Below are 23,385 nucleotides of genomic sequence, written 5' to 3'. Positions count from 1 at the left end.
AATGCGGCTTCGGATAGGATGATTGAGTGTCGCGGATCATGAGGAACCAGGCAGAAATGACACGGGCTATTGTCGTCAGCGGCAGGATCGTTGTGATCGCTTCGGCCGTAGCGCTTGCCGGATGCGGCACGACGGGCAGCAAGGGCGCGGCCGCCAGCCTCGGCTCGACGGCGACGCGTGGTGCCTCCTCGACCAATTACATCGCGGCGCTCCAGGGGGGCGTGATCGCCCGCCTTACCGATCTGGACATCGGGACGTCCGACCGCCAGCGGGCGCTCGAAGCGGAGTACCGTGCGCTTGAAGCCGCACCCGGCGGCCAGCCGGTGACCTGGGACGGGCGCGGCGTCAACGGCTCGGTCGTTGCCGCGGCCCCCTATCAGGTCGGGTCGCAGAATTGCCGCCAGTACAGCCACACGGTCACCGTCAAGGGCCAGCCGAAGACGGCGCGGGGCGCTGCCTGTCGCAACCCGGACGGCAGCTGGACCCCGCTGACCTGAGGCCTGGCCCCAGGGCGGACGCTCGAACGGCCCGATCCGCCGTTGCGGCGAAACGCCTCAAATCTCCGTCATGAGGGGTTTTCGAGTTGGAATGGCATGGGGCCCATAGTATTGAGCTTCCATGTTGTTCTGGATCCTTGTCGCCACCCTGACGGCGGCTGTCGCTGCCGTGCTCATCCTCCCGCTGCTGCGGGCAGGGGAAGCCCCGTCGTCTCCCCACAGCCATGATATCGAGGTCTATCGCGACCAGCTCGAAGAGCTCAAGCGCGACCAGGACAGCGGCCTGATCGGTGGCGACGACGCCGAGCTTGCGCGCGCCGAAGTGGCGCGCCGACTGCTGGCTGCCGGCGAGAGCGACGGTGAGGCAGCCACATCCGCCGCGCCGCGCCGCGGCGCCGGCCGTCTCGCCCAGGCCTTCGTGCTGCTCTGTCTTCCCGCCGTCGGGCTCTGTCTTTACTTGCTGACCGGCAGCCCGGGCTTGCCGGCGCAGCCGCTTGCCGCACGGCTTGCCGATCCCAACGGCGACATCAACATCCTGATCGCCAAGGCCGAGAACCACCTGGCAGTAAACCCGAACGACGGCGCGGGCTGGGATCTGCTGGCTCCGATCTACATGCGCAACGGCCGCGTCGAGGACGCGGTCGATGCCTATGACCGGGCGATCCGCCTGCTTGGGCCGACGCCGGCCCGCCTTGGCGGCTACGCCGAGGCGCTGGTCGTGCAGTCCGGTGGCCTGGTGACCAGCAAGGCGCAGGATGCGCTCAAGCAGGCGCTCTCCCTCGACCCCAATGATCCGCGCTCGGAGTTCTACCTGGCCCTCGGCCTCAAGCAGGAAGGCAAGAAGGAGGAAGCGCTGACCGCCTTCAACCGGTTGGTCGCGACGTCGCCCGCGGATGCCCCCTGGCTGCCGCTCGTAAGGCAGCATGTGGCCGAACTGGCGGGCCCCGGCGCCGCGAGCGCCGCAGCTCCCGGCAATCCGAGCGCCGATGATGTCGTCGCCGCCCAAAGCATGACCGCCGGTGATCGCCAGGAGATGATCCGGGGCATGGTCGACAGCCTCGAAAGTCGGCTGAAGGAAAATCCGGATAATCTCGAAGGCTGGGCGCGGCTGATCCGCTCCCATGTTGTCCTTGATCAACGAGACAAGGCGCTGGCCGCGCTAAGGGAAGGCCTGAAGACCTTCCCGGCCGATGGCGACGGCGGCAAGCAGCTGCTGGCGCTCGCGCGTGAACTCGGGATCGCCACCGACGGAGCAACGCAATGACGCGCAAACAAAAAAGACTGGCGATCATCGGCGGCGGTGTCGGCTTCCTGGTGCTTGCGGCCTTTCTCGTGATGTTCGCCTTCAGCCAGGCGATCGCCTATTTCTACGTGCCGAGCGACCTCGAAAAGGCAGACGTTCCGCCGGGAACCCGCATCCGCCTCGGCGGTGTCGTCGAAGCCGGCTCCGTCAAGCGCGGCGACGGCAAGACGGTGACCTTCACCGTCACCGATACCCTGAGCGGCGTGCCGGTGACCTATACGGGCATCCTGCCCGACCTGTTTCGCGAAGGGCAGGGCGTGGTGACGGAGGGAACCTTTGTTGCCGGCAGTTCGGTTTTTGTCGCGGATTCGGTCCTCGCCAAGCATGACGAGACCTACATGCCCAAGGATGTCGCCGACCGTTTGAAGGCCCAGGGCGTCGAGCTCAGCGGGAAGGAAACCATCAAGTGATCATCGAGCTCGGACACTACGCCCTGGTTCTGGCGCTGGCGACGGCGGTCATTCAGGCCGCCCTGCCGATCCTCGGCGCGCGGCTCAACGATCGCGGCCTGATGGAGCTGGCCTCGAGCGCAGCCGTTGCCTGCTTTCTGCTGGTCGCATTCGCCTTCGCGGTGCTGACCTTCGCCTATGTCACCTCGGATTTCTCGGTGCGCAACGTCTGGGAAAACTCCCATTCGCTGAAACCGATGATCTACAAGATCTCCGGCGTCTGGGGGAACCATGAAGGCTCGATGCTGCTCTGGCTCTTGATCCTGACGTTCTTCTCGGCACTCGTCGCGTCCTTCGGACGCAACCTGCCCGAAACGCTGAAGGCGAACGTGCTGGCCGTCCAGGCCTGGATCGCGGTGGCCTTCGCCCTGTTCATCCTCCTGACCTCCAATCCCTTCGCGCGCCTTGTCCCGGCGCCGGGTGAGGGCAAGGACCTGAACCCGATCCTGCAGGATGTCGGCCTCGCGATCCACCCGCCGCTGCTCTATCTCGGCTATGTCGGCTTCTCCGTCTGCTTCTCCTTTGCGATCGCCTCGTTGATCGAGGGCCGCATCGATGCCGCCTGGGCGCGCTGGGTTCGCCCCTGGACGCTCGCGGCCTGGACCTTCCTCACAGCCGGCATCTCGATGGGCTCCTACTGGGCCTATTACGAGCTCGGCTGGGGCGGCTGGTGGTTCTGGGATCCGGTCGAAAACGCCTCCTTCATGCCCTGGCTTGCGGGGACTGCACTTTTGCACTCGGCGCTGGTCATGGAAAAGCGCGAGGCGCTGAAGATCTGGACCGTGCTGCTGGCGATCATGACGTTCTCGCTGTCGCTGCTTGGCACCTTCCTCGTGCGTTCGGGCGTCCTGACCTCGGTTCACGCCTTCGCCACCGACCCGACCCGCGGCATCTTCATCCTCGCCATTCTCGTCTTCTTCATCGGCGGCGCCTTCACGCTCTTTGCCCTGCGCGTATCGTACCTGAAAGCCGGCGGCATCTTTGCGCCGATCTCGCGCGAGGGTGCTCTGGTCTTCAACAACCTCATCCTGACGACGGCGACCGCGACGGTGCTGACCGGCACGCTCTATCCGTTGGTGCTCGAAGCGCTGACCGGCGACAAGATTTCCGTCGGTCCGCCCTTCTTCAACATGACCTTCGGCCTGTTGATGCTGCCTCTGCTCTTTGCTGTGCCCTTCGGCCCGCTGCTTGCCTGGAAGCGCGGTGACCTCGCCGGCGTTTCGCAGCGGCTCTTTGCATCCGTTGCCATCGGTCTCGTCTTCGGTGTCGCCTATTATTACTTCATGAACGGCGGGCCGGTTCTGGCGCTCTTCGGCATTGCGCTTGGTGTCTACCTGATCGCCGGCTCGCTGACGGACCTGGCGCTCCGCTCCGGCCTCGGCAAGGTCGCCGGCAACGTCGCCTGGCGGCGTTTTTCCGGCCTGCCGCGTTCGGCCTTCGGGACGGCACTTGCGCATATCGGCCTCGGCATCACCCTGATCGGCATCGTCGCCGTGACGGCCTTCGAGACCGAAACCGTGGTCGAGATGAAGCCCGGCATGACGGTCGAGGCCGGTGGCTACACCTTGCGCTTCGACGGCATGCGCAATGGCAGCGGCCCGAACTACTCCGAGGAATCGGGCCACTTCACCATCAGCCGAGGCGGCGTTGCCCTCACCGAGGTCTGGTCGTCCAAGCGCCTTTATCAGGCGCGCCGCATGCCGACGACCGAAGCCGGCATCCGCACCTTCGGCTTGAGCCAGCTCTATGTCTCGCTCGGCGATCAGATCAGCGAAGGCGGCATCGTCGTGCGCATCTGGTGGAAGCCGATGATCCTCTGCATCTGGGGCGGCACCCTGTTCATGATGGCGGGCGGTTTCGTCTCCTTGAGCGACCGTCGCCTGCGGGTCGGCGCACCCGCCAAGGCCAAGCGGCCGAAGACGGTGCCGGTGGGGGCCGCGGAATGAACCGTCTCCTCCTGGTCCTCCTGCTGTTGCTTGCGCCTGTCGGCGCGGCCCTTGCCGTCAATCCGGACGAGGTACTCTCGGATCCGGCGCTCGAAGCGCGGGCGCGGGCACTGTCGGCGGAGCTGCGCTGCATGGTCTGCCAGAACCAGTCGATCGACGATTCCAACGCCGAGCTTGCCAAGGACCTGCGCGTGCTCGTGCGCGAGCGGCTGGCGAACGGCGACAGCGACGAAGCCGTCATCGATTACGTCGTGTCCCGTTATGGCGAATTTGTGCTGCTGAAGCCGCGCTTCGAGACGAAGACCCTGATCCTGTGGGGCATGCCAGCGACCCTGCTGCTCGTCGGGGCGATCACCCTCATCGTCGCCTCTCGCCGCCGCGCAGCCCAAGCAAAGGGGACGCCGCTCTCCGAGGACGAGAAGGAAAAGCTGAAGAAGCTGCTTCAGCCTTAGCGGAGCGTTTGCCGAACGCCCGTTCGTTCGACCGGTCCCAACAACATCTTGATATCGCTGGAAATCGTTGCCGGCGATAGGCTATGCCGTTCGCGCCGACGCGCGGCCCCCGGCACGCCTTTGGCCAAGCCCCGGCCACCTCTTCACAACATTACCAAAAATTCATTTTCCGGACAGAACTCAGTAAGGTCCCATCCGTTACATCTTTCGTCATCGGCTGTACCTCCAGTCAGCCAAAACGGAGCCAACCTTCCCTGAGGCGGGCTTCGCAACAAGGTTTCTGTGCCGTCTTCGACGGCATCAAGGAAGAGAAAAGGCAAAACGGATGTTTACGACCAAATCCCTGCGTCCCTCCCTCAATACCGTTCTGAAGACCTCGACCGTCGCCGGTCTTGCCGCCGTCATGCTGACCTCGGGTCTGCCGGCAAGCATCTCGCAGTCCCTCGCCGAGCCGGTGAAGGTGGAAGCGCCGTCGGTGCCGAGCTTCGCCAATGTCGTCGACGCGGTTTCGCCCGCGGTCGTTTCGGTGCGCGTCCAGTCGCGCGTCAATCCGGTGTCCGAAGATGGCAACGGCTTCACCTTCGATTTCAACGGTCGTGGTTTCGATGATCTGCCCGACGACCATCCGCTGAAGCGCTTCTTCAAGGAATTCGGCCCGCGGGAAGGCGATCGCGCCGAGCGCGGCGCGCCGGGTCGCCGCGGTCCGCATGGTGAAGGTCGCCTGCGTCCGACCTCCCAGGGGTCCGGCTTCTTCATTTCCGAGGACGGCTACCTCGTCACCAACAACCACGTCGTTTCCGACGGCTCCGCCTTCACGGTGATCCTCAACGACGGTACCGAACTCGACGCCAAGCTGGTCGGCAAGGACAGCCGCACCGATCTTGCCGTGCTCAAGGTCGATGACAAGCGCAAGTTCACCTATGTCGGCTGGGCGGATGACAGCAAGGTCCGGGTCGGTGACTGGGTGGTTGCCGTCGGTAACCCCTTCGGTCTCGGCGGCACCGTGACCTCGGGCATCATCTCCGCCCGCGGCCGTGACATCGGCTCCGGCCCCTATGACGATTACCTGCAGGTCGACGCGGCGGTGAACCGCGGCAACTCGGGTGGCCCCACCTTCAACCTCTCCGGTGAAGTGGTCGGCATCAACACCGCGATCTTCTCGCCGTCGGGCGGCAATGTCGGCATCGCCTTCGCCATTCCTGCAGCGACTGCCAAGGACGTCGTGGCCGACCTGATCAAGGACGGTTCGGTCTCCCGTGGCTGGCTCGGCGTGCAGATCCAGCCGGTGACCAAGGACATCGCCGAGTCGCTCGGCCTGGCTGAAGCGAGCGGTGCGCTGGTTGTCGAGCCGCAGGCCGGTTCGCCCGGCGAAAAGGCCGGCATCAAGAAGGGCGACGTGGTGACCGCGCTCAACGGCGACACGGTCAAGGATCCGCGTGACCTTGCCCGCAAGGTTGCGGCGATCCGCCCGGGCACCACGGTCGATCTGGCGCTGTGGCGCAACGGCAAGGCCGAGACCGTCAAGCTCGAAATCGGCACGCTGCCGAAGGACGACAAGGAGGCCGCCAAGAGCAACGACAGCCAGACGGATGAGGCTCAGCCGTCGAGCGAGCAGGCGCTGGCCGACCTTGGCGTCACGGTCGTCCCGTCCGATGACGGCAAGGGCGTCACCATCGCCTCTGTCGATGAGGACTCCGATGCCGGCGACCGCGGCCTGAAGCAGGGTGAGAAGATCGTCTCGGTGAACAACCAGGAAGTGAAGTCCGCCGACGACATTCTCAAGGTCATCAACACTGCCAAGAAGGACGGCCGTAGCAAGGCGCTCTTCCAGATCGAGGCCGATAACGGCAGCCGCTTCGTGGCCCTTCCGATCGACAAGGGCTGATCGCGGCAGTCAACTGATTGACCGGAGCGCCGCGATTTCTGAGTGATTTCGCGGCGCTCAGCATTTGAAGGGGAGAGTGCGTGGTTTCGTGCCCGCTTTCCGCTCCCACCTGCCGGGTATCGATCGCGATGCGTTTGGGTCGATCCGACCGACGCCACCGCGACGAGGGCACTCGCCAACCCGGTTGTCGAAAAGTCGAAACCGGTTGAGACAGACAGGGGTCCGGGACTATGGTCGCGCATATGAAGATTCTCATCATTGAAGACGATCTGGAGGCAGCGGCCTATCTGGCCAAAGCCTTCCGTGAGGCGGGCATCGTGTCCGATCACGCCAGCGACGGCGAGAGCGGCCTGTTCATGGCCAGCGAGAACAATTACGACGTTCTCGTGGTGGACCGCATGCTGCCGCGTCGCGACGGTCTTTCCGTCATCACCGAACTCAGGCGCAAGGAGATCCACACGCCGGTGCTGATCCTGTCGGCGCTCGGCCAGGTCGACGACAGGGTGACGGGCCTGCGCGCCGGTGGCGACGACTATCTGCCGAAGCCCTATGCCTTCAACGAATTGCTCGCCCGTGTCGAGGTGCTCGGCCGCCGCAAGGGCACGCCCGAGCAGGACATGGTCTACCGTGTCGGCGATCTGGAACTCGACCGCCTGTCGCATTCCGTGCGCCGCCAGGGCAAGGAAATCCCGCTGCAGCCGCGCGAATTCCGCCTGCTCGAATATCTCATGAAGAATGCCGGCCAGGTCGTCACCCGCACGATGCTGCTGGAAAACGTCTGGGACTACCACTTCGACCCGCAGACCAACGTCATCGACGTGCATGTTTCGCGACTGCGCTCGAAGATCGAGAAGGATTTCGACGTGCCGCTGCTGCGCACCGTGCGCGGTGCCGGCTACATGATCAAGGATGACCGGGCGCCCGCATGAGCAAGCTTCGCGTTCTCTTCAGAACGACCGCGGTCCGGCTTTCCGCCCTCTACCTCATCCTCTTTTCGCTCTGCGCTGCCTTTCTCGTCTTCTACGTCACAGGTATGTCGGAGCGGCTGCTGCAGCAGCAGACCCGTGACGCCGTCACCGCCGAGGTGGCGCAGATCGAGCAGGTCTATAGCCGCGCCGGTATGAACGGCCTGTTGCGCTCGCTCGAGCGACGGGCACGCCAGCCGGGCGCCAATCTCTATGTTATCGCGGGGCCGAGTGGCGAGATCCTCGCCGGCAACGTCGCGAGCCTGGAGCCGGGCCTGCTCGACAGCGAAGGCTGGACCGAGCGGCCATTCGCCTATCAGCGCTACACGGACGAGACGAAGAAGGACAGCCATGTGGCGCTCGCCCATGTGCTGGTGCTCGATAACGGTCTGCGCATTCTCGTTGGCCGCGACCTGCAGGAGCCGCAGAAGTTTCGCGCCCTGGTGCGCCAGGCGCTGATGGTGGCGCTCGGCGTCATGGGACTTGGGGCGCTCGTCATCTGGTTCGGGATCGGCCGCAACGCCCTGAAGCGCATCGACCGCATGTCGGAGGCGAGCACCAAGATCATGGCCGGCGATCTCTCGCAGCGCCTGCCGACGAGCGGTTCCGGCGACGAGTTCGACCGGCTGTCGGAATCGCTGAACGCGATGCTCAGCCGCATCGAGAAGCTGAACGAAGGGTTGCGGCAGGTCTCCGACAACATCGCCCACGACCTGAAGACGCCGCTGACGCGGCTGCGCAACAAGGCCGAAGCCGCACTCGCCCGCAAGGGGACGAGCCAGCGCGGCGCCCTTGAGGAGATCATCGGCGAATCCGACCAGTTGATCCGCACCTTCAATGCACTGTTGATGATCTCGCGTGTCGAGGCCGGCTCGTCCGCCGCCGAGATGAGCGAGATCGACCTTTCGCAGATCGTTGCCGATTGCGTCGAACTCTACGAGCCCGTGGCGGACGATGTCGGATTGAAGCTCGAGGCCGACGTTGCCCAGCATCTGGTGATTTCCGGCAACCGGGAACTGATCGGCCAGGCCCTCGGCAACCTCATCGACAACGCCATCAAATATGCCGAAGGCGCGGACAATCCGCAGATCCGGGTGTCTCTCGAAAAACAGGACGGGCAGGTGCTGTTGTCCGTCGCCGATCACGGCCCCGGCATACCTGAGGCGATGCACGACGAGGTGGTGAAACGCTTCGTCCGCCTGGATGAGAGCCGGTCCAAGCCTGGCACCGGCCTTGGCCTGTCGCTGGTCGAGGCGGTGATGGAAATGCATCACGGCGCGCTGCGACTTGCCGACACCGTTCCTTCAGTGGAAGACGGCGGCAAGGGGCTGACGGTCCAGATGGTTTTCCCGATGGCCGCAACCTGATAGACCGGTTTTGGGAGAACGAGGTGGAGAAAGGGGCGTGCGGTCGTTCTGCGGCGCTCGCTCCGGCTGAAGGGAGACGGCATGCAGGAACAGGTGCAGAAGTGCTGGGCGATCGAGACGGCGCCGATCCGCCCGGCAAGCCAGGCCGATGCCAAGGCCGCGCTCTCGGTACTGAAGGACATGGCCAAGGGGCATGAAAAAGTCGCAAGCCTGCTCGCTTCCGAAACGCCATTCAAAACCTTCGTCGTCTCGGCCTTCGCCCTTTCCCCCTTCCTGCGCGACACCGGCGACAGCCGCCCGGCCATTCTCGAAGAGCTTCTGTCGACCGATCTTGCGACCTTCCTGGCCGAGCGCGTGCGCCGCGCCCGCGACGCCTGGAAGCCGAACGAAGGTGGCGCGGCGCTGCCGGATACCGAGATCATGGCGCGGCTGCGAAGGGCCAAGCGCGAGCTCGCCTTCGCCGTCGCTCTTGCCGATCTCTCCCGCCATTTCGACGGGCGCGAAACCACCCGCTGGCTCAGCGAATTCGCAGGTGCTGCCGTTTCCGCGACGATCGACCACCTGCTGCTGAGCGCCCACGAAGGCGGCAAGCTGATCGTCAAGGATGTCGCAAGCCCCAGCGCCGGTTCCGGCGTCGTCGTGCTCGGCATGGGCAAGCTCGGTGCCTTCGAGCTCAACTACTCCTCCGACATCGACCTCGTCGTCTTCTACGATCCGCAATCGGGCATCATCGTCGACCGCGACGATGCCTCGGAAACCTTCGGCCGGCTGCTGCGGCGCCTGATCCGCATCCTGCAGGAGCGCAGCGGCGACGGCTATGTCTTCCGCACCGACCTGCGCCTTCGTCCGGATCCGGGCTCGACGCCACTGGCGATCCCGGTGGAAGCGGCGATGCTGTACTACGAGGGCAGAGGACAGAACTGGGAGCGCGCCGCCTTCATCAAGGCGCGGCCCGTTGCCGGTGATATCGAGGCCGGCGAGCGCTTCCTCAGAGAATTGGTTCCCTTCGTCTTCCGCAAGTATCTGGACTATGCGGCAATTGCCGACATTCATTCGATCAAGCGCCAGATCCACGCCCACAAGGGGCATGGCGAGATCGCCGTCAAGGGCCACAATATCAAGCTCGGCCGCGGCGGCATCCGCGAGATCGAGTTCTTCGTCCAGACGCAGCAACTGATCGCCGGCGGCCGCATGCCGGAACTCCGCCAGCGCGCGACCGAGCCGATGCTGCGCGCGCTCGTCAAGGCCGGCTGGATCGACGAAGAAACGGCCGACGAACTCGTGGAGGCCTATTGGTTTCTGCGCGACGTCGAACACCGGATCCAGATGGTGCGCGACGAGCAGACCCATGTGCTGCCCGAGACCGAAGCGGAGCTGAAGCGTATCGCCTATATGCTCGGCTTCGAGGACACGGCCGCCTTTTCCAAGGCCCTGTCGCGCGTGCTGAAGACGGTCGAGCGACGCTACGCCCAGCTGTTCGAACAGGAAGCCAAGCTCTCGACCGAGACCGGCAACCTCGTCTTCACCGGCCAGCGCGACGACCCCGACACGCTGGAGACGCTGAAGAAACTCGGCTTCCAGCGACCGTCGGACATCTCCCACACCATCCGCACCTGGCACTACGGCCGCTACCGCGCAACGCAATCGGTCGAAGCGCGCGAGCGACTGACGGAGCTGACGCCGGAACTGCTGCGGGTCTTCGGCGAAAGCCGTCGCGCCGACGAAGCGCTGCTGCGCTTCGACAATTTCATCTCCGGCCTGCCGGCGGGCATTCAGCTCTTCTCGCTGCTCGGCAACAATCCGGGGCTGCTGTCGCTGATCGTCAACGTCATGTCGTCAGCCCCGAGGCTTGCCGAAATCATCGCGGCGCGCCCGCATGTCTTCGACGGGATGCTCGATCCCGGCCTGCTCGCCGAGCTGCCGACGCGGGACTATCTTGCGCCGCGCATCGCCAATTTTGTCGGCGGCGCACGGCACTATGAGGAAGTGCTCGATCGGCTACGCATCATCGCCGCCGAACAGCGCTTCCTGATCGGCATCCGGCTTTTGACCGGCGCCATCTCCGGCGCTCAGGCCGGCCGCGCCTTCACCGATCTCGCAGACCTGATCATCGCCGCGGCGGTAAAGGCGGTCGAGGACGAAGTTCGCTCCGCGCATGGCGATTTCCCCGGCGGCCGCATTGCCGTCGTCGGCATGGGCAAGCTCGGCAGCCACGAACTGACGGCCGGCTCCGACGTCGACCTCATCCTGCTCTATGACTACGACGAAGCGGCAACCGAATCCGACGGTGCTAGGCCGCTCGATCCGACCCGCTATTTCACGCGGGTGACGCAGCGCTTGATCGCGGCCCTTTCGGCGCCGACCGCCGAAGGCATCCTCTATGAGGTCGACATGCGCTTGCGTCCCTCGGGCAACAAGGGACCGGTCGCGACCCGGATCAACGCCTTTGCCAAGTACCAGCGCGAAGAGGCCTGGACCTGGGAGCATCTGGCTCTGACGCGGGCGCGCTGCATCTGCGGCGATGACCGGCTGATTGCCGAGGCCAACGGGATCTTCGCCGAGATCCTTGGCCGCAAGCGCGATGTCGCCAAGATCAGCGCCGACGTGATTTCCATGCGCGAGATGATCGACAGCGAAAAGCCGCCGAGCGACATCTGGGACTTCAAGCTGATCCCGGGCGGTCTCGTCGACATCGAATTCATTACGCAATATCTGGCGCTCGTTGCGCCGGCGAAGGGCGTCCAGCCGCTGACGTCAGGCACCAATACCGCCGATGCCCTGAAGCTGCTCGGCGACGCGCTGATGAACCCCAACGATCTCGATGTCGCGCTGGAAGCGCTGCATCTCTTCACCGAGCTTTCCCAGATCGTCCGGCTTTGCATCGAGGGCGAGTTCGAGCCGAAGGAGGCGCCGGCGGGCCTGATCGACCTCGTCTGCCGGGCGGGGGACTATCCCGACCTGAAAACGTTGGAAGGTGACGTGCGCCGGCTCTCCAAGGCCGTGCGCCGTGTCTTCCAATCGGTTGTTTCAGGGTGAACGCAGGCAACGGCTTGAGCGGGAGGCGCGCGGAAATTCGCGCTCTTCCGCAATCCGCTTTAGACGCGGTCCGGAATCCTGACCGATATGATCGTGCCGACGTTTTCGGTCGAGTGGATTTTCATGCTGCCGCCGTGCAGGCGGGTGAGCGAGCGTGAGATTGCAAGACCAAGGCCGGATCCGCCCTTGCTCTTGGCATACTGGCTCTGCACCTGTTCGAAGGGCTGGCCGATCTTCTGCAATGCGTCGCGCGGAATGCCGATGCCGGAATCGGCGATCGTCAGCGTTACTGCGCCCGTCACCTTGCGCGCCCGCAGCGAGATCCGCCCGCCTTCATTGGTGAACTTGACGGCGTTGGAAAGCAGATTGAGCAGCACCTGCTTCATGGCGCGGCGATCGGCGACCATGGTGAGGCCCGACGAGATCTGCTGCACGACGTGAATGTTCTTCTGCTCGGCCGGTATGGTGGTGAAGCGCAGCGTCTCTTCGATCAATGGCGCGAGGTCGATCGTCTCGCGGCTGATGCGCATGTGCCCGGCTTCGATCTTCGACATGTCGAGGATGTCGTTGATGACGTTCAAGAGGTGCTTGCCGCTCTCGTGGATGTCACGGGAATACTCATTGTACTTTTCCGAGCCGAGCGGTCCGAACATCTGGTTCTGCAGGATTTCCGAGAAGCCGAGAATGGCGTTCAGCGGGGTTCGCAGCTCATGCGACATGTTGGCGAGGAACTCCGACTTGGCGCGGTTCGCGGCCTCGGCGCGGTCCTTCTCCGCCTGGTAGTTGGAGTTGGCGACCGAAAGCTCGGTCTTCTGCCGCTCCAGCGTCATGCGCGATGCCGAGAGGTCACCGATGGTCGCCATCAGTCGCCGCTCGGATTCGCGCAAGCGCACCTGGTGCCGCTTTAGAAGCGTGATGTCGGTGCCGACGGAGACTAGGCCACCGTCGCGCGTGCGCCGTTCGTTGATCTGCAGCCAGCGTTCGTCGGCGAGCTGGACCTCGCTCGTCTGCGACTGGTTGCTGTGGTCAGGGTCGGCGATCCGCCGCTCGACGACAGGTCGCGCGGCAGCGCCGTGCACGGCGATACGCTCGGTGCCCGGAACAAGCACGTGATCGGGAAGCTTGTAGGCCTCCTGGAAGTGGGTGTTGCACATGACCAGGCGGTCGTGCTTGTCCCAGAGTACGAAGGCTTCCGAGGTACATTCGATCGCGTCGGCGAGCCGCTGGTCCGCCTCGGCGTAGCGCTGGGCGAGACGGTGCTGCTCGGTCACGTCCATGGCAATGCCGATCAGGTGTGCCCGGCCCGACGCGGTGCGGATGATTTCGGCGCGGGCGCGCAGCCATACATAGTGGCCGTCGGCATGGCGCATGCGAAACACCTGGTCGATCTGGCGCGCGTCGCCGCGCGCGATCGTGCGGGCCACGCTGTAGATGCCGTGGTCGTCGGGGTGCATCAGCCGCGCGGCGTCGCCGAAGGAAAGCACGCTGCTTTCGCCGGGCATGCCGAGCATCTCGTACATCGAGCGCGACCAGAACAGCCGGCGGTTGGCGAGGTCGAAGTCCCAGAGGCCGCAGCGGCCGCGCGACAGCGCCGTCTCCACCCGCAGGTTGGATTCGGCAAAGACCGAATCGGCGTCGCGGGCACGCTTGGCCTGGATGTAATAGGCGTAGAGCACCATCAGCAGGATCGCCGAGATGCCGGCAAACAGCGTGACGTTGAGCGAAACCTCGTCCCGCCAGGTCGTCTCGAGCTGGGTAACGGGCGTTGCAGCCAGCACGACGCCGGCCGCCTCGGGCAGCTGCGCCAGCGCCACGATGTGGTCGGTGCCGCCGATCGTCGTCTTCATGATGCTCGAATGCTCGCCGAAATATTGCAGCGTCGCGATGTCAGGCGCGGCCGCGGCGAGCGTGCGGCCGATGAGCGCCCCACCGCCTTGCGTGCTTGCGAAGATCCGCCCGTCCTTGCGCACCGCGAGAATGAATGTGCCGGGGTCGAGCATGCCGGTCGGCAGAAACTGGTTGAAACGTTGCTCCGCCTCGGCGCGGCGGCCCTCGTCGAACAGCGCGGCGCCGTCCGTCTGCAAGGCGGCGACGGCGATCGCGGCCGCAAGGCCGACCGTCTGGCGCGAGCTTTCCTCCATGCGGGCGTGCTCGTCCATGATGCTGGACATGCGTGAAACCGCCACGATGATCAGGAACGCGATGATCAGGATCGGGATGGAGCGCTTGAGAACGGGCTCCGCGTTTGCCAGGCGACGCGAAGCCGGCCCGGCGAAGATCTTCGCCTGCGAGATAAACTCCTGCTCGAGGCCGGAAATGCCTGGTAGCTTGAGTCGCAACCGCCCGTCGGCTGCGCTCGCTGGTCGCGCGTCCGCCATCTTTCCCAATTGTCTAACCCTCTGATGATTCGGCGCGCCGCTCGCCCGAATCTGACTCAATGAATCACAGGGCGATTCGCCTTGTCCAGAGGCACTGGTAAAGATTTGTTAACCATTTCTTATCGTTGGAAAATAATAGGCCGGGTCGCGTTAGCGGCCCGGCCCTAAGCAAAATCAGGCTTTGGCGATGCTCAGGCCTTCAGCATACGCTCGACGATGTCGCCGACATCGGCCGAAAGTTTCGACGCGCCGGCGATCTCTTTCAGCGCCTTGCGGGCATGCCCGGCGCGCTTGTCCTCCAGCGAACGCCAGGAGCGCATGGAGGTCAGGATGCGGGCCGCAAGCTGCGGATTGCGCGGGTCGATATCGAGGATCTGGCGCGCGAGGAAACGGTAGCCTTCGCCGTCGGCACGGTTGAAGCCGGTCGGGTTGGCAAAGGCATAGGTGCCCACCAGAGAGCGAACGCGGTTCGGATTGTTGCCGTTGAACAGCGGCTCGGCCATCAGCGCCTTGACCCGATCGAGCGTCCCCGCGCCAGGGATCGTCGCCTGGACGGCGAACCACTTGTCGATAACGAGCGCGTTGTCGGCGAAGCGCTTGCGGAACGTCGAAAGTGCGTCCGCCGTCTCGGCCGATTCCGGGAAGCGATGCGCCAGCAGCGCCAGCGCATGGCTGAGATCGGTCATGTTGTTGGCGGCGGCGAAAGCCTTGGCGGCACGCTCTGGCCCGTCGTCGCCCTGCACGAGATAGGTGAGCGCGCTGTTGCGCAGAGCCCTGCGTCCGGCACTTGCCGCATCCGGGTTGAAATCGCCGCTGGAGACCAGTTCGTCGGAGAGCTTGAGGAAGGTGTCGCGTCCGGCCGCGGCAACCGCTGTCAGGATCTGCTGGCGCGCGGCGTGGATCGCGTCCGGATCATTGTTGGTGCCGATCTCGCGGGCGATATCGGATTCGCTTGGCAGCGCCAGCGCCTGCGAGCGGAAGGCCGGCTCCAGGCTGTTGTCGGCGGCGGCGCGGATCAGGCCGTCGATGAGCGCCTTGTCTGAGGTGACCGGCTTGCCGGCCCGGACATTGGCGGTCGCCTCGACGAGATTGCCAAGTGCGATGGCGTTGAGCGCCTGCCAGCGGGCAAAGAGGTCGCTTTCGTGATGCGCGATCAGCGCGAGATCGTCGGCACTCTGCTCGATGTGCAGGTTGATCGGCGCGGAGAAGCTGCGGTTGAACGACGGAACCGGGCGCGCGGAGATGCCTGAGAAGACGATCGTCTGCTTGCGTTCGGTGAAATGCAGGACGTCGTCGGTCATGTCGGCGCCGGAAACGACGCTAAGGTTGGCTTCGCTGCCGCCTTCGAGCAACAGGCCCATCTTCAGCGGAATGTGCATCGCCTCCTTGGCGCCCTGTCCGGGCGTCGGCGGCACGGTCTGCTCGAGCGACAGCGTGAAGGTCTGCTTGGCCGCGTCATAGGCGCCGGAGGCGGTCACCAGCGGGGTGCCCGCCTGGTGATACCAGAGCGCGAACTGGCGCAGGTCGCGGCCGCTCGCCGCCTCGAAACAGGCGACGAAATCCTCGATCGTCACCGCCTGGCCGTCGTGCCGGTCGAAGTAGAGATCCATGCCCTTCTTGAACAGATCGCGGCCGAGGATGGTGGCGATCATCCGGGTGACTTCCGAGCCCTTCTCGTAGACGGTCGTCGTGTAGAAGTTGTTGATTTCGCGATACTTCGTCGGCCGCACCGGATGGGCGAGGGGGCCCGCGTCCTCGGGAAACTGCTCCGACTTCAGGTGCCGCACCTCGGCAATTCTCTTGACCGGGCGCGAGCGCATGTCGGCGGAGAACTCGTGGTCGCGATAGACGGTCAGACCTTCCTTCAGGCAGAGCTGGAACCAGTCGCGGCAGGTGATGCGGTTGCCGGTCCAGTTGTGGAAGTATTCGTGCGCGATGATCGCCTCGATGTTGGCATAGTCGGTATCGGTCGCCGTTTCCGGATCGGCGAGCACGTATTTGTCGTTGAAGATGTTGAGACCCTTGTTCTCCATGGCCCCCATGTTGAAGTCGGAGACGGCGACGATCATGAAGATGTCGAGGTCGTATTCGCGACCGAAAGCCTCTTCGTCCCACTTCATCGAGCGCTTGAGCGCATCCATGGCATAGGAGGCGCGTTCCTCCTTGCCATGTTCGACGTAGATCTTCAGCGCAACGTCGCGGCCGGACATGGTCGTGAACCTGTCTTCGACGACGCCGAGATCGCCGGCGACCAGCGCAAAGAGATAGCTCGGCTTCGGATGCGGATCGAACCAGGCGGCGAAGTGACGCCCGTCGCCCATGTCGGCGCCGCCGAGATAGTTACCGTTCGACAGGAGCAGCGGAGCGGACTTCTTGTCGGCGATGATGTTGACCGTGTAGACGGCAAGGACATCAGGACGATCGGGGAAATAGGTGATGCGACGGAAGCCCTCGGCCTCGCACTGCGTGCAATAGACGTCGTTGGTGCGGTAGAGCCCCATCAGCTGCGTATTGGTCTCGGGAGAGAGCAGCGTGGTGACGGTGATTTCGAACGGAGCGGTTTCGGGCAGGCCACGGATCGTCAGCGTATCGTCGGCGACATCGTAGAGCGACGTCGCAAGCTCTTCCTGGTCGAGCAGCAGCCCGGTCATCGTCAACTCGTCGCCGTCGAGCACGAGGGGCGCTGCGCCATCGACGCCTTCGCGGCGGTGGAAGATCAGCCGGGCTTCGACCTTGGTCTCCTTCGGGTCGAGCTCGAAGGTCAGATCCACTCTCTCCAGAACGAAGTCGGTCGGCCGGTAGTCTTCCAGATGAATGATCTGGCCAGTATTTGTCCGCATGGTCAGTCCCGCTTGCACCGTTCTACTGGAGAATTTGTAGAGGGCGCCTGTGATGGTGAAAAGGCCAAGGGGCGAAAAGCTGGATTGTGCCACACGATTGTGATGCCGGCGACCGCACTTCCGGCAGAAAAGACATGGCGTCCGTTATTCTTCCCGCTCCCCTATCGGACCGATGTGTATCGAAGTGGGACTAACAAGACATGAATTGGAAAGGTTTTTTTCGGGGTAACTAAAGAAAAGCCCGCCGCCTTACTGTCGGCGGCCGATCGATCAAGAAAAAACGTCATTCATCACGAAGTTTGATCCGACTTTCCCGCCGAGCGCCGCTAAGGTGTCCGGGTCCTGCTGCGGTTCTCTCCGCTAAAAAATCTCCAAACCAGCCCTTGTGTCTGCGGATCGCCGGCGGAGGCTGTTCGAAAAGTGCCCTCAATGGATGCGGAAGTCGAAAGCCCGATGAAGGGGATCCTGTTCAAGGTCCTTTCCGTCGTCATTTTCGTTTGTATGTCGACGCTGATCAAGGCGGCCGGAAGCGAGATCGCCACCGGCCAGATCACCTTCTACCGCTCGGCCTTCGCCATGGTGCCGATCCTCGGCTATCTCGGCTTCCGCGGACAGTTGCGCGATGCCTTCAAGACAAAGGACTTCACCGGCCACATCGCCCGCGGCTTCGTCGGCATTCTGGCGATGAGCTTCGGTTTCTACGGTCTCGTTCATCTGCCGCTGCCGGAAGCCATAGCCATCGGCTATGCCATGCCGTTGATCGCCGTCGCCTTCGCAGCGCTTTTCCTCGGCGAGACGGTGCGGCTCTATCGCTGGTCGGCGGTGGTCATCGGACTGGTCGGCGTGATGATCATTACCTGGCCGCGGTTGACGCTCTTCCGTGAAGGCGGCTTCGGCTCGCTGGAGGCGCTGGGCGCGGCGGCGGTGCTGATTTCGGCGGCGCTTGGCGCGGTGGCCATGGTGCTGGTGCGAAAACTCGTCAAGAACGAGCGCACCCATACGATCGTGCTCTATTTCTCGCTGTCGGCCTCGGTCTTTTCGCTGGCGACGCTGCCTTTCGGCTGGCCGTCGATCTCGCGCGAGGCCTTTCTGCTGCTGATGGTTGCCGGCTTCTGTGGCGGCGTCGCGCAGATCCTGCTCACCGAGAGCTATCGCCATGCCGACATGTCGACGATCGCGCCGTTCGAATACACCTCGATCGTACTCGGCCTCGTCATCGGCTACTTCCTGTTCGACGATATCCCGACGGCGACCATGCTGATCGGCACCGCCATCGTCGTCGGCGCCGGTATCTTCATCATCTTCCGGGAGCATCGTCTCGGGCTTGAACGCAAGGGTGCCCGCAAACACGTGACGCCGCAGGGCTGAGACCGCTCAGCTTACGGCTTGGCCTTCTCCCAGGCCGGCACCGTGTCGTCGTCGATCAGCGGTTCCTGCGCCATCTGCTGGGCGACGGGGCTCGTCACATCGGGTCCCGGCGTCGGCATCACGCTCGTTGCCTGGAAGTCGGTCTTCGTGACCAGACCCTTGTGCTGCTCGCGCTGGAGAATGCGCCATGCGGCGTAGCCGCCATAGAGAGCGAAATAGACGGCGAGAACGAGGAACAGCGCCGAGGGGCCGAAGCGGTCCATGACCGGGCCGACCATCAGCGGACCGGAAATCGTGCCAAGCCCGTAGGTGATCATCAGGCCGGAGGATGTCTCGACATATTCGTTCGGTTTGGCGAGGTCGTTCGCATGTGCGACGTTCAGCGCGTAAATGGGAAACAGCACAGACCCGACGAAGGCGGCGATGACGTAGAGCACCGCCGGCTGGCTGCCGATCGATGCCGACATCACCAGGCATGAGACGACGCCGACGACGCCGCAGCCGACCATGACGATGCGCCGGTCGATCTTGTCGGAGAGGCGGCCGATCGGGATCTGCGAGATGGCGCTGCCGGTCAGGAGCGAGGCGAGCAGGGTGGCGCCCTCAGCGGTCGAAAGGCCGATCTTCTGCGTGAAGACGCCGCCGAGGTTCAGCCATGCGCCCGAGAGCGCGCCGGCAAGAAACCCCCCGACGACGGCGACCGGAGAGCGGCGGAACAGCGCCGGGATGTCGAACTTCGCCTGCGCTGGCGGGGCGGGCATCGGCGAGGACGAAAGCGCCGTCGGCAGCAGCGCCAGCGAGAACAACACGCTGCAGAGCATGAACAGCGAGGTATTGGTCGGGTCGCCGAGCGGCACCATGTATTGTCCGCCGATAGTGCCGACCATCGTCGTGATCAGGTAGAGCGAAAACAACAAGCCGCGGTTTTCGTTGGTGACGCGCTCGTTGAGCCAGCTCTCGATCACGAGATAGCTGCCGGAGATGGCAAAGCCGGCGATGGCGCGAAACGCGATCCAGGCGCGCCAGTCGACGATGAGGCCGCAGAGCAGGATCGCGATCGACAGCAGCGTGATCAGGGCGGTGAAGACGCGCACATGGCCGACCCGAAGCACGAATTTCGGGGTGACGACGCAGGAGAGCGTGAAGCCGACCGTGTAGCCGGTGGCGATGACCGAGACCGTCAGCGTCGACCAGTTCTCGGCGACGGAACGCACCGGGATCACGTAGCTCTGAAGGCCGAAGGCGACCATCATGAGCAGGGTCGAGACCATCAGGCTGAAGACGGAAGCGAGGCTGGCCAGCATTGGCGCTCCTGGAAACGTGGCGCTTTGTCATCTATCAGATGACCAGCAAACACAGGTGGAGCGAGGAACGGTCTGGCAGGGGGCCGGATGAGCCTGACACTCCTTGGTCGGGACGAGTGTGGCTCTATCCAGTTTTTGACGCCCTGTCGATTGCGACAGGCGATGGCAAAAAGGCGGTGCGCTTGCCCGTGGGCAGCGGTCAGTTCGGCAGCAGCGGGCTTACGGCCACGCGATGGGCGCGGCGTGCATCCTTCTTGGTGCTGAGAACGGTATACTCGCGTGAGGCGCGCACGGCCGTGCCGATGTCGGAGATCGAATCGAGCAGGACCTTGAGGCTTGCAATCGGCTTGGTCATGGTTTCGTTCCTTTCTTCGTTGTCGGTTATGCACGCGACACGCAAAGCCGCGTATCGCGTGGGGATCAGCGCTGGATGAAGTCGGCGAAAATCTGCGCCGGACGGGTGGTCCGGGCGAGGCCGATCGCGGTCATCTGCTCGTTGGCTGCCGTGCCGAAGCGGTTGAACGGCGTCCGGTAAGCAGCGCCGGTATGGCGGAGCGTCTCAAAGCTGCTGTGGATCGGACGAAAGCGGGCAGTCATGGTTCAATTCCTTAATTCCATTCCTCCCGTGCCAGTATATTGCGCTGCAACATGGCGTTTTGCAATGCGTCAAAATGCGCCGCTGATATGCGCAAACCGCATGGCTTTCTTCATTCTTCGTTCATGAAACGGGCAGGCGGATAGGAGAACTGCCCAGGCCAGGCTCGATTCGCGGATCAGCCGTTGATCCGGGCCTTGAAGGCAAGCAGATCCTGCCAGGCAAAGCGCTTGTTGATCGGCGCCGTCACCAGGTCCTGCGGGTGCAGAGTCGCTAAAGTCGCCACCGTGATGCCTCCGACCGGAAGCTCTCGCCATTCGCCGCGAAGCTGGTGGATCGTATCGTTGCCGCCGAAGAAGAAGCGCGCGGTGAAATTGCCGAGCAGCAACAAATGCTTGGGTTCGGCAAGCGCGATCTGGCGTTCGATGAACGGCCGGCAGATATCGGCTTCGCGCGCCGTCGGCACGCGGTTGCCCGGCGGACGCCAGGGCACGACGTTGCTCAGCAGCACATTTTCGCGGGTCAGGCCGATTCCGGCGATCATTCGGGTGAGCATGTCGCCGAGCCGGCCGGCAAAAGGCTGGCCGTCGCGATCGTCGTCGGCATAGGGCATCGGGCCGACGATCATGATGCCGCTTGCCGGATCACCCTCGGCAAAGACCAGATTGCGGGCGCTGTTCCTGAGATTGCAGCCGGCAAAGCCTTCCATCGCAGCTCGTAGCTCGGCGAGCGACCGCGCCGATTCGGCCGCAAAGCGTGCCTCTTCGATCGCCTGCGCATCGGGGATGGCGACTGCAGGCGCATTGGCGGGGGGAGCCGAAGCGCGGCTTTCGCGCGGGGCGGCAGCCGATGCCTGGCGCGGCGAGGGCTGCGCGGGGACTTCTGTGCGGCTGTCGGCTGCGGCTGTGCGCGCATTTCCGCGCGCCGCCTTCATCGCCTCGAACTCGGCGAAACGGTCGACCGGCTCTTCCTCCAGCAGCCATTCGACGCCCGCATCGCCGTGGAAGGCGAGGAGGGCGGCAAGCTGCGCCGGAGAAAGGTCGTGGGCGGAAATCATGGCCGCCAACCTAGCCCATATGCCGCCGGACCGGAACCGCTTTTCCGGTCCGCGACATTCCTATCCAAGGTCATGGACGACCGTGAGGCTCAGGCTGCATTCGCCGTCCAGTGGGCGATGTCCTCGTGCTCGCCGATCAGCGCCAGGCCATGGGCGATCGACAGCAGTTCGCCGCCGCTTTCGATGCGGTCGGCATCGAATCGGCGTTCGAAAATGCCGCGCACGGCCGGAACGAAGGACGTGCCGCCGGTCAAGAACACCTTGTCGATCGTTTCGGGCGCCGTTGCGGTTGATTGCAGCACGTCGTCGAGCGCGCCTTCGATGCGCGCGATCTCCGGTGCGATCCAGCCTTCGAAATCGCTGCGGCGAACGGTGCGGCGCGACATCTCGCCGAGCGGGGCGAAATAGAACTCGGTCTCGTCCTCCTTCGACAGTTGCATCTTCGTGGCTGAGATCGCGTTGTAGAGCGGATAGCCCTCGTCATGCTCGATCAGGTCAACGAAGGCCTCGAGCTTTTCCGGCTCCAGGCTCTGGCGCACGAGCTTCTTCAGATCGGTGAAATCTTTCAGTGTCTTGAAGATCGAAAGCTGATTCCAGCGGCCGAAATTCGCGTAGTAGTTCGACGGCACTTCAAGCAGCTTGTCGAAGCTCTTGAACAGACTCCCCTTTCCGATCAGCGGCGAGACGACGTTGTCGATGATGCGGAAGTCGAAATGGTCGCCGGCGATGCCCACGCCCGAATGGCCGATCGGGGTTGCGGTGAGCCGCCCCGCCTTGGTCTCGAAGCGGATCAGCGAATAGTCGGTGGTGCCGCCGCCGAAATCGGCGACGAGTACCGTCGCGTCCTGTTTCAGGTTCTGGGCGAAGTAGAAGGCCGCGGCCACCGGCTCGTAGACATAGTGCACTTCCGGAAAGCCGAATTCGGCAAGGGCGGCGCCATAGCGTTCGAGCGCCAGCGCCGGATCGGGGCTGGAACCGGCAAAGTGCACCGGCCGGCCGACGACGATGCGGCTGTACTGCTCCGTCCAGCCGTCGCCGGCATAGTCGCGCAGCTTGGTGAGAAACACCCGCATCAGGTCTTCGAAGCTGTGGCGCTTGGCAAAGACCTGCGTACCCTGGAAGAGGGGGCTTGCGGCAAAGGTCTTGATCGACTGGAGGAAACGACAGTCGCCCGGATTGTCGATGAAGGCGCGGATTGCCGCCTGGCCCGCCTCCACCTTCAGTGCCTGGGCGCCGAGATGGGCGTCCTTCATGAAGGAGAGGGCGGTGCGCATGGCGTCGGTCGAACCGGCCAGGCTGTCGAACCGCATCGAATGGGTGGTGTCGCCGGACGCGACCGCCAGGACGGAATTGGTCGTGCCGAAATCAAAGCCCAGTGCCTTGGCCATGGGTGTCTCTCCTTGCGTCTGGCGTCGCTTCGCCGCCCGGTGTGAGGCCGGTGGCGCGCAACGCAACTTGAATTCTGTAGGGCCGCCGTCCAGTGCGAAGGCAGCCGGTACCGCGACGACAAAAGGCACGCCGTCCCGGCGCCGAAAGGTGCCTTGCCGAGTGCCGATTGCGAATGGGGTGTGCCGGCGCGTGCCGCCGGTAGGGCGGCGGCCTCGTCGCACGGCTCTTCGGCAAAAGCAAGGCCGCACGCTCAATAGCGTCGTCACGCGACAAATTGATGTATTTACGTTTACGTACACGTCATATAGACATTTGCTCTAAAGTCATGACCTCATGCGCAAAAGCGGGCATCGTCTGTCGCATCCCGGCTCGACAAGCCAAACTGCATTTGCCATGACGGGATGATATGTCCTGGGAACTGAGCCGGCAGAAGACCGGTGAGACTGGAGAGACGGTATGACCGAACAAGACCTGCCCGAACGCGAGAGCATGGAGTTCGACGTTGTGATCGTCGGCGCGGGGCCGGCCGGTCTTGCGGCGGCGATCCGGCTGAA

General features: G+C 64.1%; 17 protein-coding genes. 10 read left to right on the top strand and 7 right to left on the bottom strand.

The annotated features are described in order from the left end of the window. Positions 1-56: 56 nt before the first annotated feature. From C1A35_RS28750 to C1A35_RS28710, 9 genes are all read left to right on the top strand, one after another. Positions 57-497, top strand: coding sequence for a hypothetical protein (locus C1A35_RS28750; RefSeq protein WP_104667660.1), 441 nt, complete (start codon positions 57-59; stop codon positions 495-497). 121 nt (positions 498-618) lie between these two features. Then, the gene (gene ccmI, locus C1A35_RS28745; RefSeq protein WP_104667659.1) at positions 619-1,761 is read left to right on the top strand and encodes a c-type cytochrome biogenesis protein CcmI; all 1,143 of its coding nucleotides are present in this window, start codon (positions 619-621) and stop codon (positions 1,759-1,761) included. Further along, positions 1,758-2,210, top strand: coding sequence for a cytochrome c maturation protein CcmE (gene ccmE / locus C1A35_RS28740; RefSeq protein WP_104667658.1), 453 nt, complete (start codon positions 1,758-1,760; stop codon positions 2,208-2,210). Before ccmI ends, ccmE begins: the two co-directional genes overlap by 4 nt. After that, positions 2,207-4,195 carry a heme lyase CcmF/NrfE family subunit gene (locus C1A35_RS28735; RefSeq protein ID WP_104667657.1) on the top strand — a complete coding sequence of 663 codons (1,989 nt, stop codon included), beginning with the start codon at positions 2,207-2,209 and terminating at the stop codon, positions 4,193-4,195. The genes ccmE and C1A35_RS28735 overlap by 4 nt, the downstream gene beginning before the upstream one ends. Continuing rightward, positions 4,192-4,647: a cytochrome c-type biogenesis protein gene (locus C1A35_RS28730; RefSeq protein ID WP_104667656.1), complete on the top strand. Its 456-nt coding sequence runs from the start codon at positions 4,192-4,194 to the stop codon at positions 4,645-4,647. The genes C1A35_RS28735 and C1A35_RS28730 overlap by 4 nt, the downstream gene beginning before the upstream one ends. Before the next feature lie 325 nt (positions 4,648-4,972). Continuing rightward, complete coding sequence (locus C1A35_RS28725) at positions 4,973-6,532, top strand: Do family serine endopeptidase (RefSeq protein ID WP_104667655.1); 1,560 nt, start codon at positions 4,973-4,975, stop codon at positions 6,530-6,532. A 230-nt stretch (positions 6,533-6,762) separates the two neighbouring features. Then, complete coding sequence (locus tag C1A35_RS28720) at positions 6,763-7,461, top strand: response regulator transcription factor (protein ID WP_104667654.1); 699 nt, start codon at positions 6,763-6,765, stop codon at positions 7,459-7,461. Next, positions 7,458-8,864: a sensor histidine kinase gene (locus C1A35_RS28715; RefSeq protein WP_104667653.1), complete on the top strand. Its 1,407-nt coding sequence runs from the start codon at positions 7,458-7,460 to the stop codon at positions 8,862-8,864. The genes C1A35_RS28720 and C1A35_RS28715 overlap by 4 nt, the downstream gene beginning before the upstream one ends. A gap of 81 nt (positions 8,865-8,945) precedes the next feature. Further along, positions 8,946-11,900: a bifunctional [glutamine synthetase] adenylyltransferase/[glutamine synthetase]-adenylyl-L-tyrosine phosphorylase gene (locus C1A35_RS28710; protein ID WP_104667652.1), complete on the top strand. Its 2,955-nt coding sequence runs from the start codon at positions 8,946-8,948 to the stop codon at positions 11,898-11,900. 59 nt (positions 11,901-11,959) lie between these two features. On the opposite strand, the gene C1A35_RS28705 is transcribed toward C1A35_RS28710, so the two are convergent. After that, the gene (locus C1A35_RS28705) at positions 11,960-14,287 is read right to left on the bottom strand and encodes a PAS domain-containing sensor histidine kinase (protein ID WP_199773058.1); all 2,328 of its coding nucleotides are present in this window, start codon (positions 14,285-14,287) and stop codon (positions 11,960-11,962) included. 182 nt (positions 14,288-14,469) lie between these two features. After that, entirely contained in the window at positions 14,470-17,118 is a 2,649-nt protein-coding gene (gene pepN / locus C1A35_RS28700) for an aminopeptidase N (RefSeq protein ID WP_104667650.1), read from the bottom strand. Between the two features lie 429 nt (positions 17,119-17,547). On the opposite strand from pepN, the gene C1A35_RS28695 reads away from it, so the two are divergent. Next, positions 17,548-18,486, top strand: coding sequence for a DMT family transporter (locus C1A35_RS28695; RefSeq protein ID WP_104667649.1), 939 nt, complete (start codon positions 17,548-17,550; stop codon positions 18,484-18,486). Positions 18,487-18,497: 11 nt separating this feature from the next. Here the strand turns inward: C1A35_RS28695 and C1A35_RS28690 are convergent, their stop codons facing one another. From C1A35_RS28690 to C1A35_RS28670, 5 genes are all read right to left on the bottom strand, one after another. Beyond that, a complete protein-coding gene (locus tag C1A35_RS28690; RefSeq protein ID WP_104667648.1) occupies positions 18,498-19,790 on the bottom strand; it encodes an MFS transporter in 1,293 nt (430 codons plus the stop codon). A 199-nt stretch (positions 19,791-19,989) separates the two neighbouring features. Next, a complete protein-coding gene (locus C1A35_RS28685) occupies positions 19,990-20,145 on the bottom strand; it encodes a hypothetical protein (protein ID WP_104667647.1) in 156 nt (51 codons plus the stop codon). 65 nt (positions 20,146-20,210) lie between these two features. After that, positions 20,211-20,387, bottom strand: a complete 177-nt coding sequence (locus C1A35_RS28680; protein ID WP_089043882.1) for a hypothetical protein — start codon at positions 20,385-20,387, stop codon at positions 20,211-20,213. 176 nt (positions 20,388-20,563) lie between these two features. Beyond that, complete coding sequence (locus C1A35_RS28675; RefSeq protein WP_104667769.1) at positions 20,564-21,442, bottom strand: uracil-DNA glycosylase; 879 nt, start codon at positions 21,440-21,442, stop codon at positions 20,564-20,566. Positions 21,443-21,531: 89 nt separating this feature from the next. Next, positions 21,532-22,830, bottom strand: a complete 1,299-nt coding sequence (locus C1A35_RS28670; protein ID WP_104667646.1) for an Hsp70 family protein — start codon at positions 22,828-22,830, stop codon at positions 21,532-21,534. Positions 22,831-23,385 lie beyond the last annotated feature (555 nt).

The sequence above is a fragment of the Ensifer adhaerens genome (assembly GCF_002940685.1).
In the GTDB taxonomy this organism is placed as follows: domain Bacteria; phylum Pseudomonadota; class Alphaproteobacteria; order Rhizobiales; family Rhizobiaceae; genus Ensifer; species Ensifer adhaerens_E.
The sequence above is the reverse complement of the archived record's forward strand: the minus strand, read 5'-3'. Positions and strand labels throughout refer to the sequence as shown.

Excerpts from the sequence above, each read along its gene's own strand:
- C1A35_RS28750 (WP_104667660.1), top strand. The coding sequence starts at position 57 with ATGACACGGGCTATTGTCGTCAGCGGCAGGATCGTTGTGATCGCTTCG.
- ccmI (WP_104667659.1), top strand. The coding sequence starts at position 619 with ATGTTGTTCTGGATCCTTGTCGCCACCCTGACGGCGGCTGTCGCTGCC.
- ccmE (WP_104667658.1), top strand. The coding sequence starts at position 1,758 with ATGACGCGCAAACAAAAAAGACTGGCGATCATCGGCGGCGGTGTCGGC.
- C1A35_RS28730 (WP_104667656.1), top strand. The coding sequence starts at position 4,192 with ATGAACCGTCTCCTCCTGGTCCTCCTGCTGTTGCTTGCGCCTGTCGGC.
- C1A35_RS28725 (WP_104667655.1), top strand. The coding sequence starts at position 4,973 with ATGTTTACGACCAAATCCCTGCGTCCCTCCCTCAATACCGTTCTGAAG.
- C1A35_RS28720 (WP_104667654.1), top strand. The coding sequence starts at position 6,763 with ATGGTCGCGCATATGAAGATTCTCATCATTGAAGACGATCTGGAGGCA.
- C1A35_RS28715 (WP_104667653.1), top strand. The coding sequence starts at position 7,458 with ATGAGCAAGCTTCGCGTTCTCTTCAGAACGACCGCGGTCCGGCTTTCC.
- C1A35_RS28710 (WP_104667652.1), top strand. The coding sequence starts at position 8,946 with ATGCAGGAACAGGTGCAGAAGTGCTGGGCGATCGAGACGGCGCCGATC.
- pepN (WP_104667650.1), bottom strand. The coding sequence starts at position 17,118 with ATGCGGACAAATACTGGCCAGATCATTCATCTGGAAGACTACCGGCCG.
- C1A35_RS28695 (WP_104667649.1), top strand. The coding sequence starts at position 17,548 with ATGGATGCGGAAGTCGAAAGCCCGATGAAGGGGATCCTGTTCAAGGTC.
- C1A35_RS28690 (WP_104667648.1), bottom strand. The coding sequence starts at position 19,790 with ATGCTGGCCAGCCTCGCTTCCGTCTTCAGCCTGATGGTCTCGACCCTG.
- C1A35_RS28685 (WP_104667647.1), bottom strand. The coding sequence starts at position 20,145 with ATGACCAAGCCGATTGCAAGCCTCAAGGTCCTGCTCGATTCGATCTCC.
- C1A35_RS28680 (WP_089043882.1), bottom strand. The coding sequence starts at position 20,387 with ATGACTGCCCGCTTTCGTCCGATCCACAGCAGCTTTGAGACGCTCCGC.
- C1A35_RS28675 (WP_104667769.1), bottom strand. The coding sequence starts at position 21,442 with ATGATTTCCGCCCACGACCTTTCTCCGGCGCAGCTTGCCGCCCTCCTC.
- C1A35_RS28670 (WP_104667646.1), bottom strand. The coding sequence starts at position 22,830 with ATGGCCAAGGCACTGGGCTTTGATTTCGGCACGACCAATTCCGTCCTG.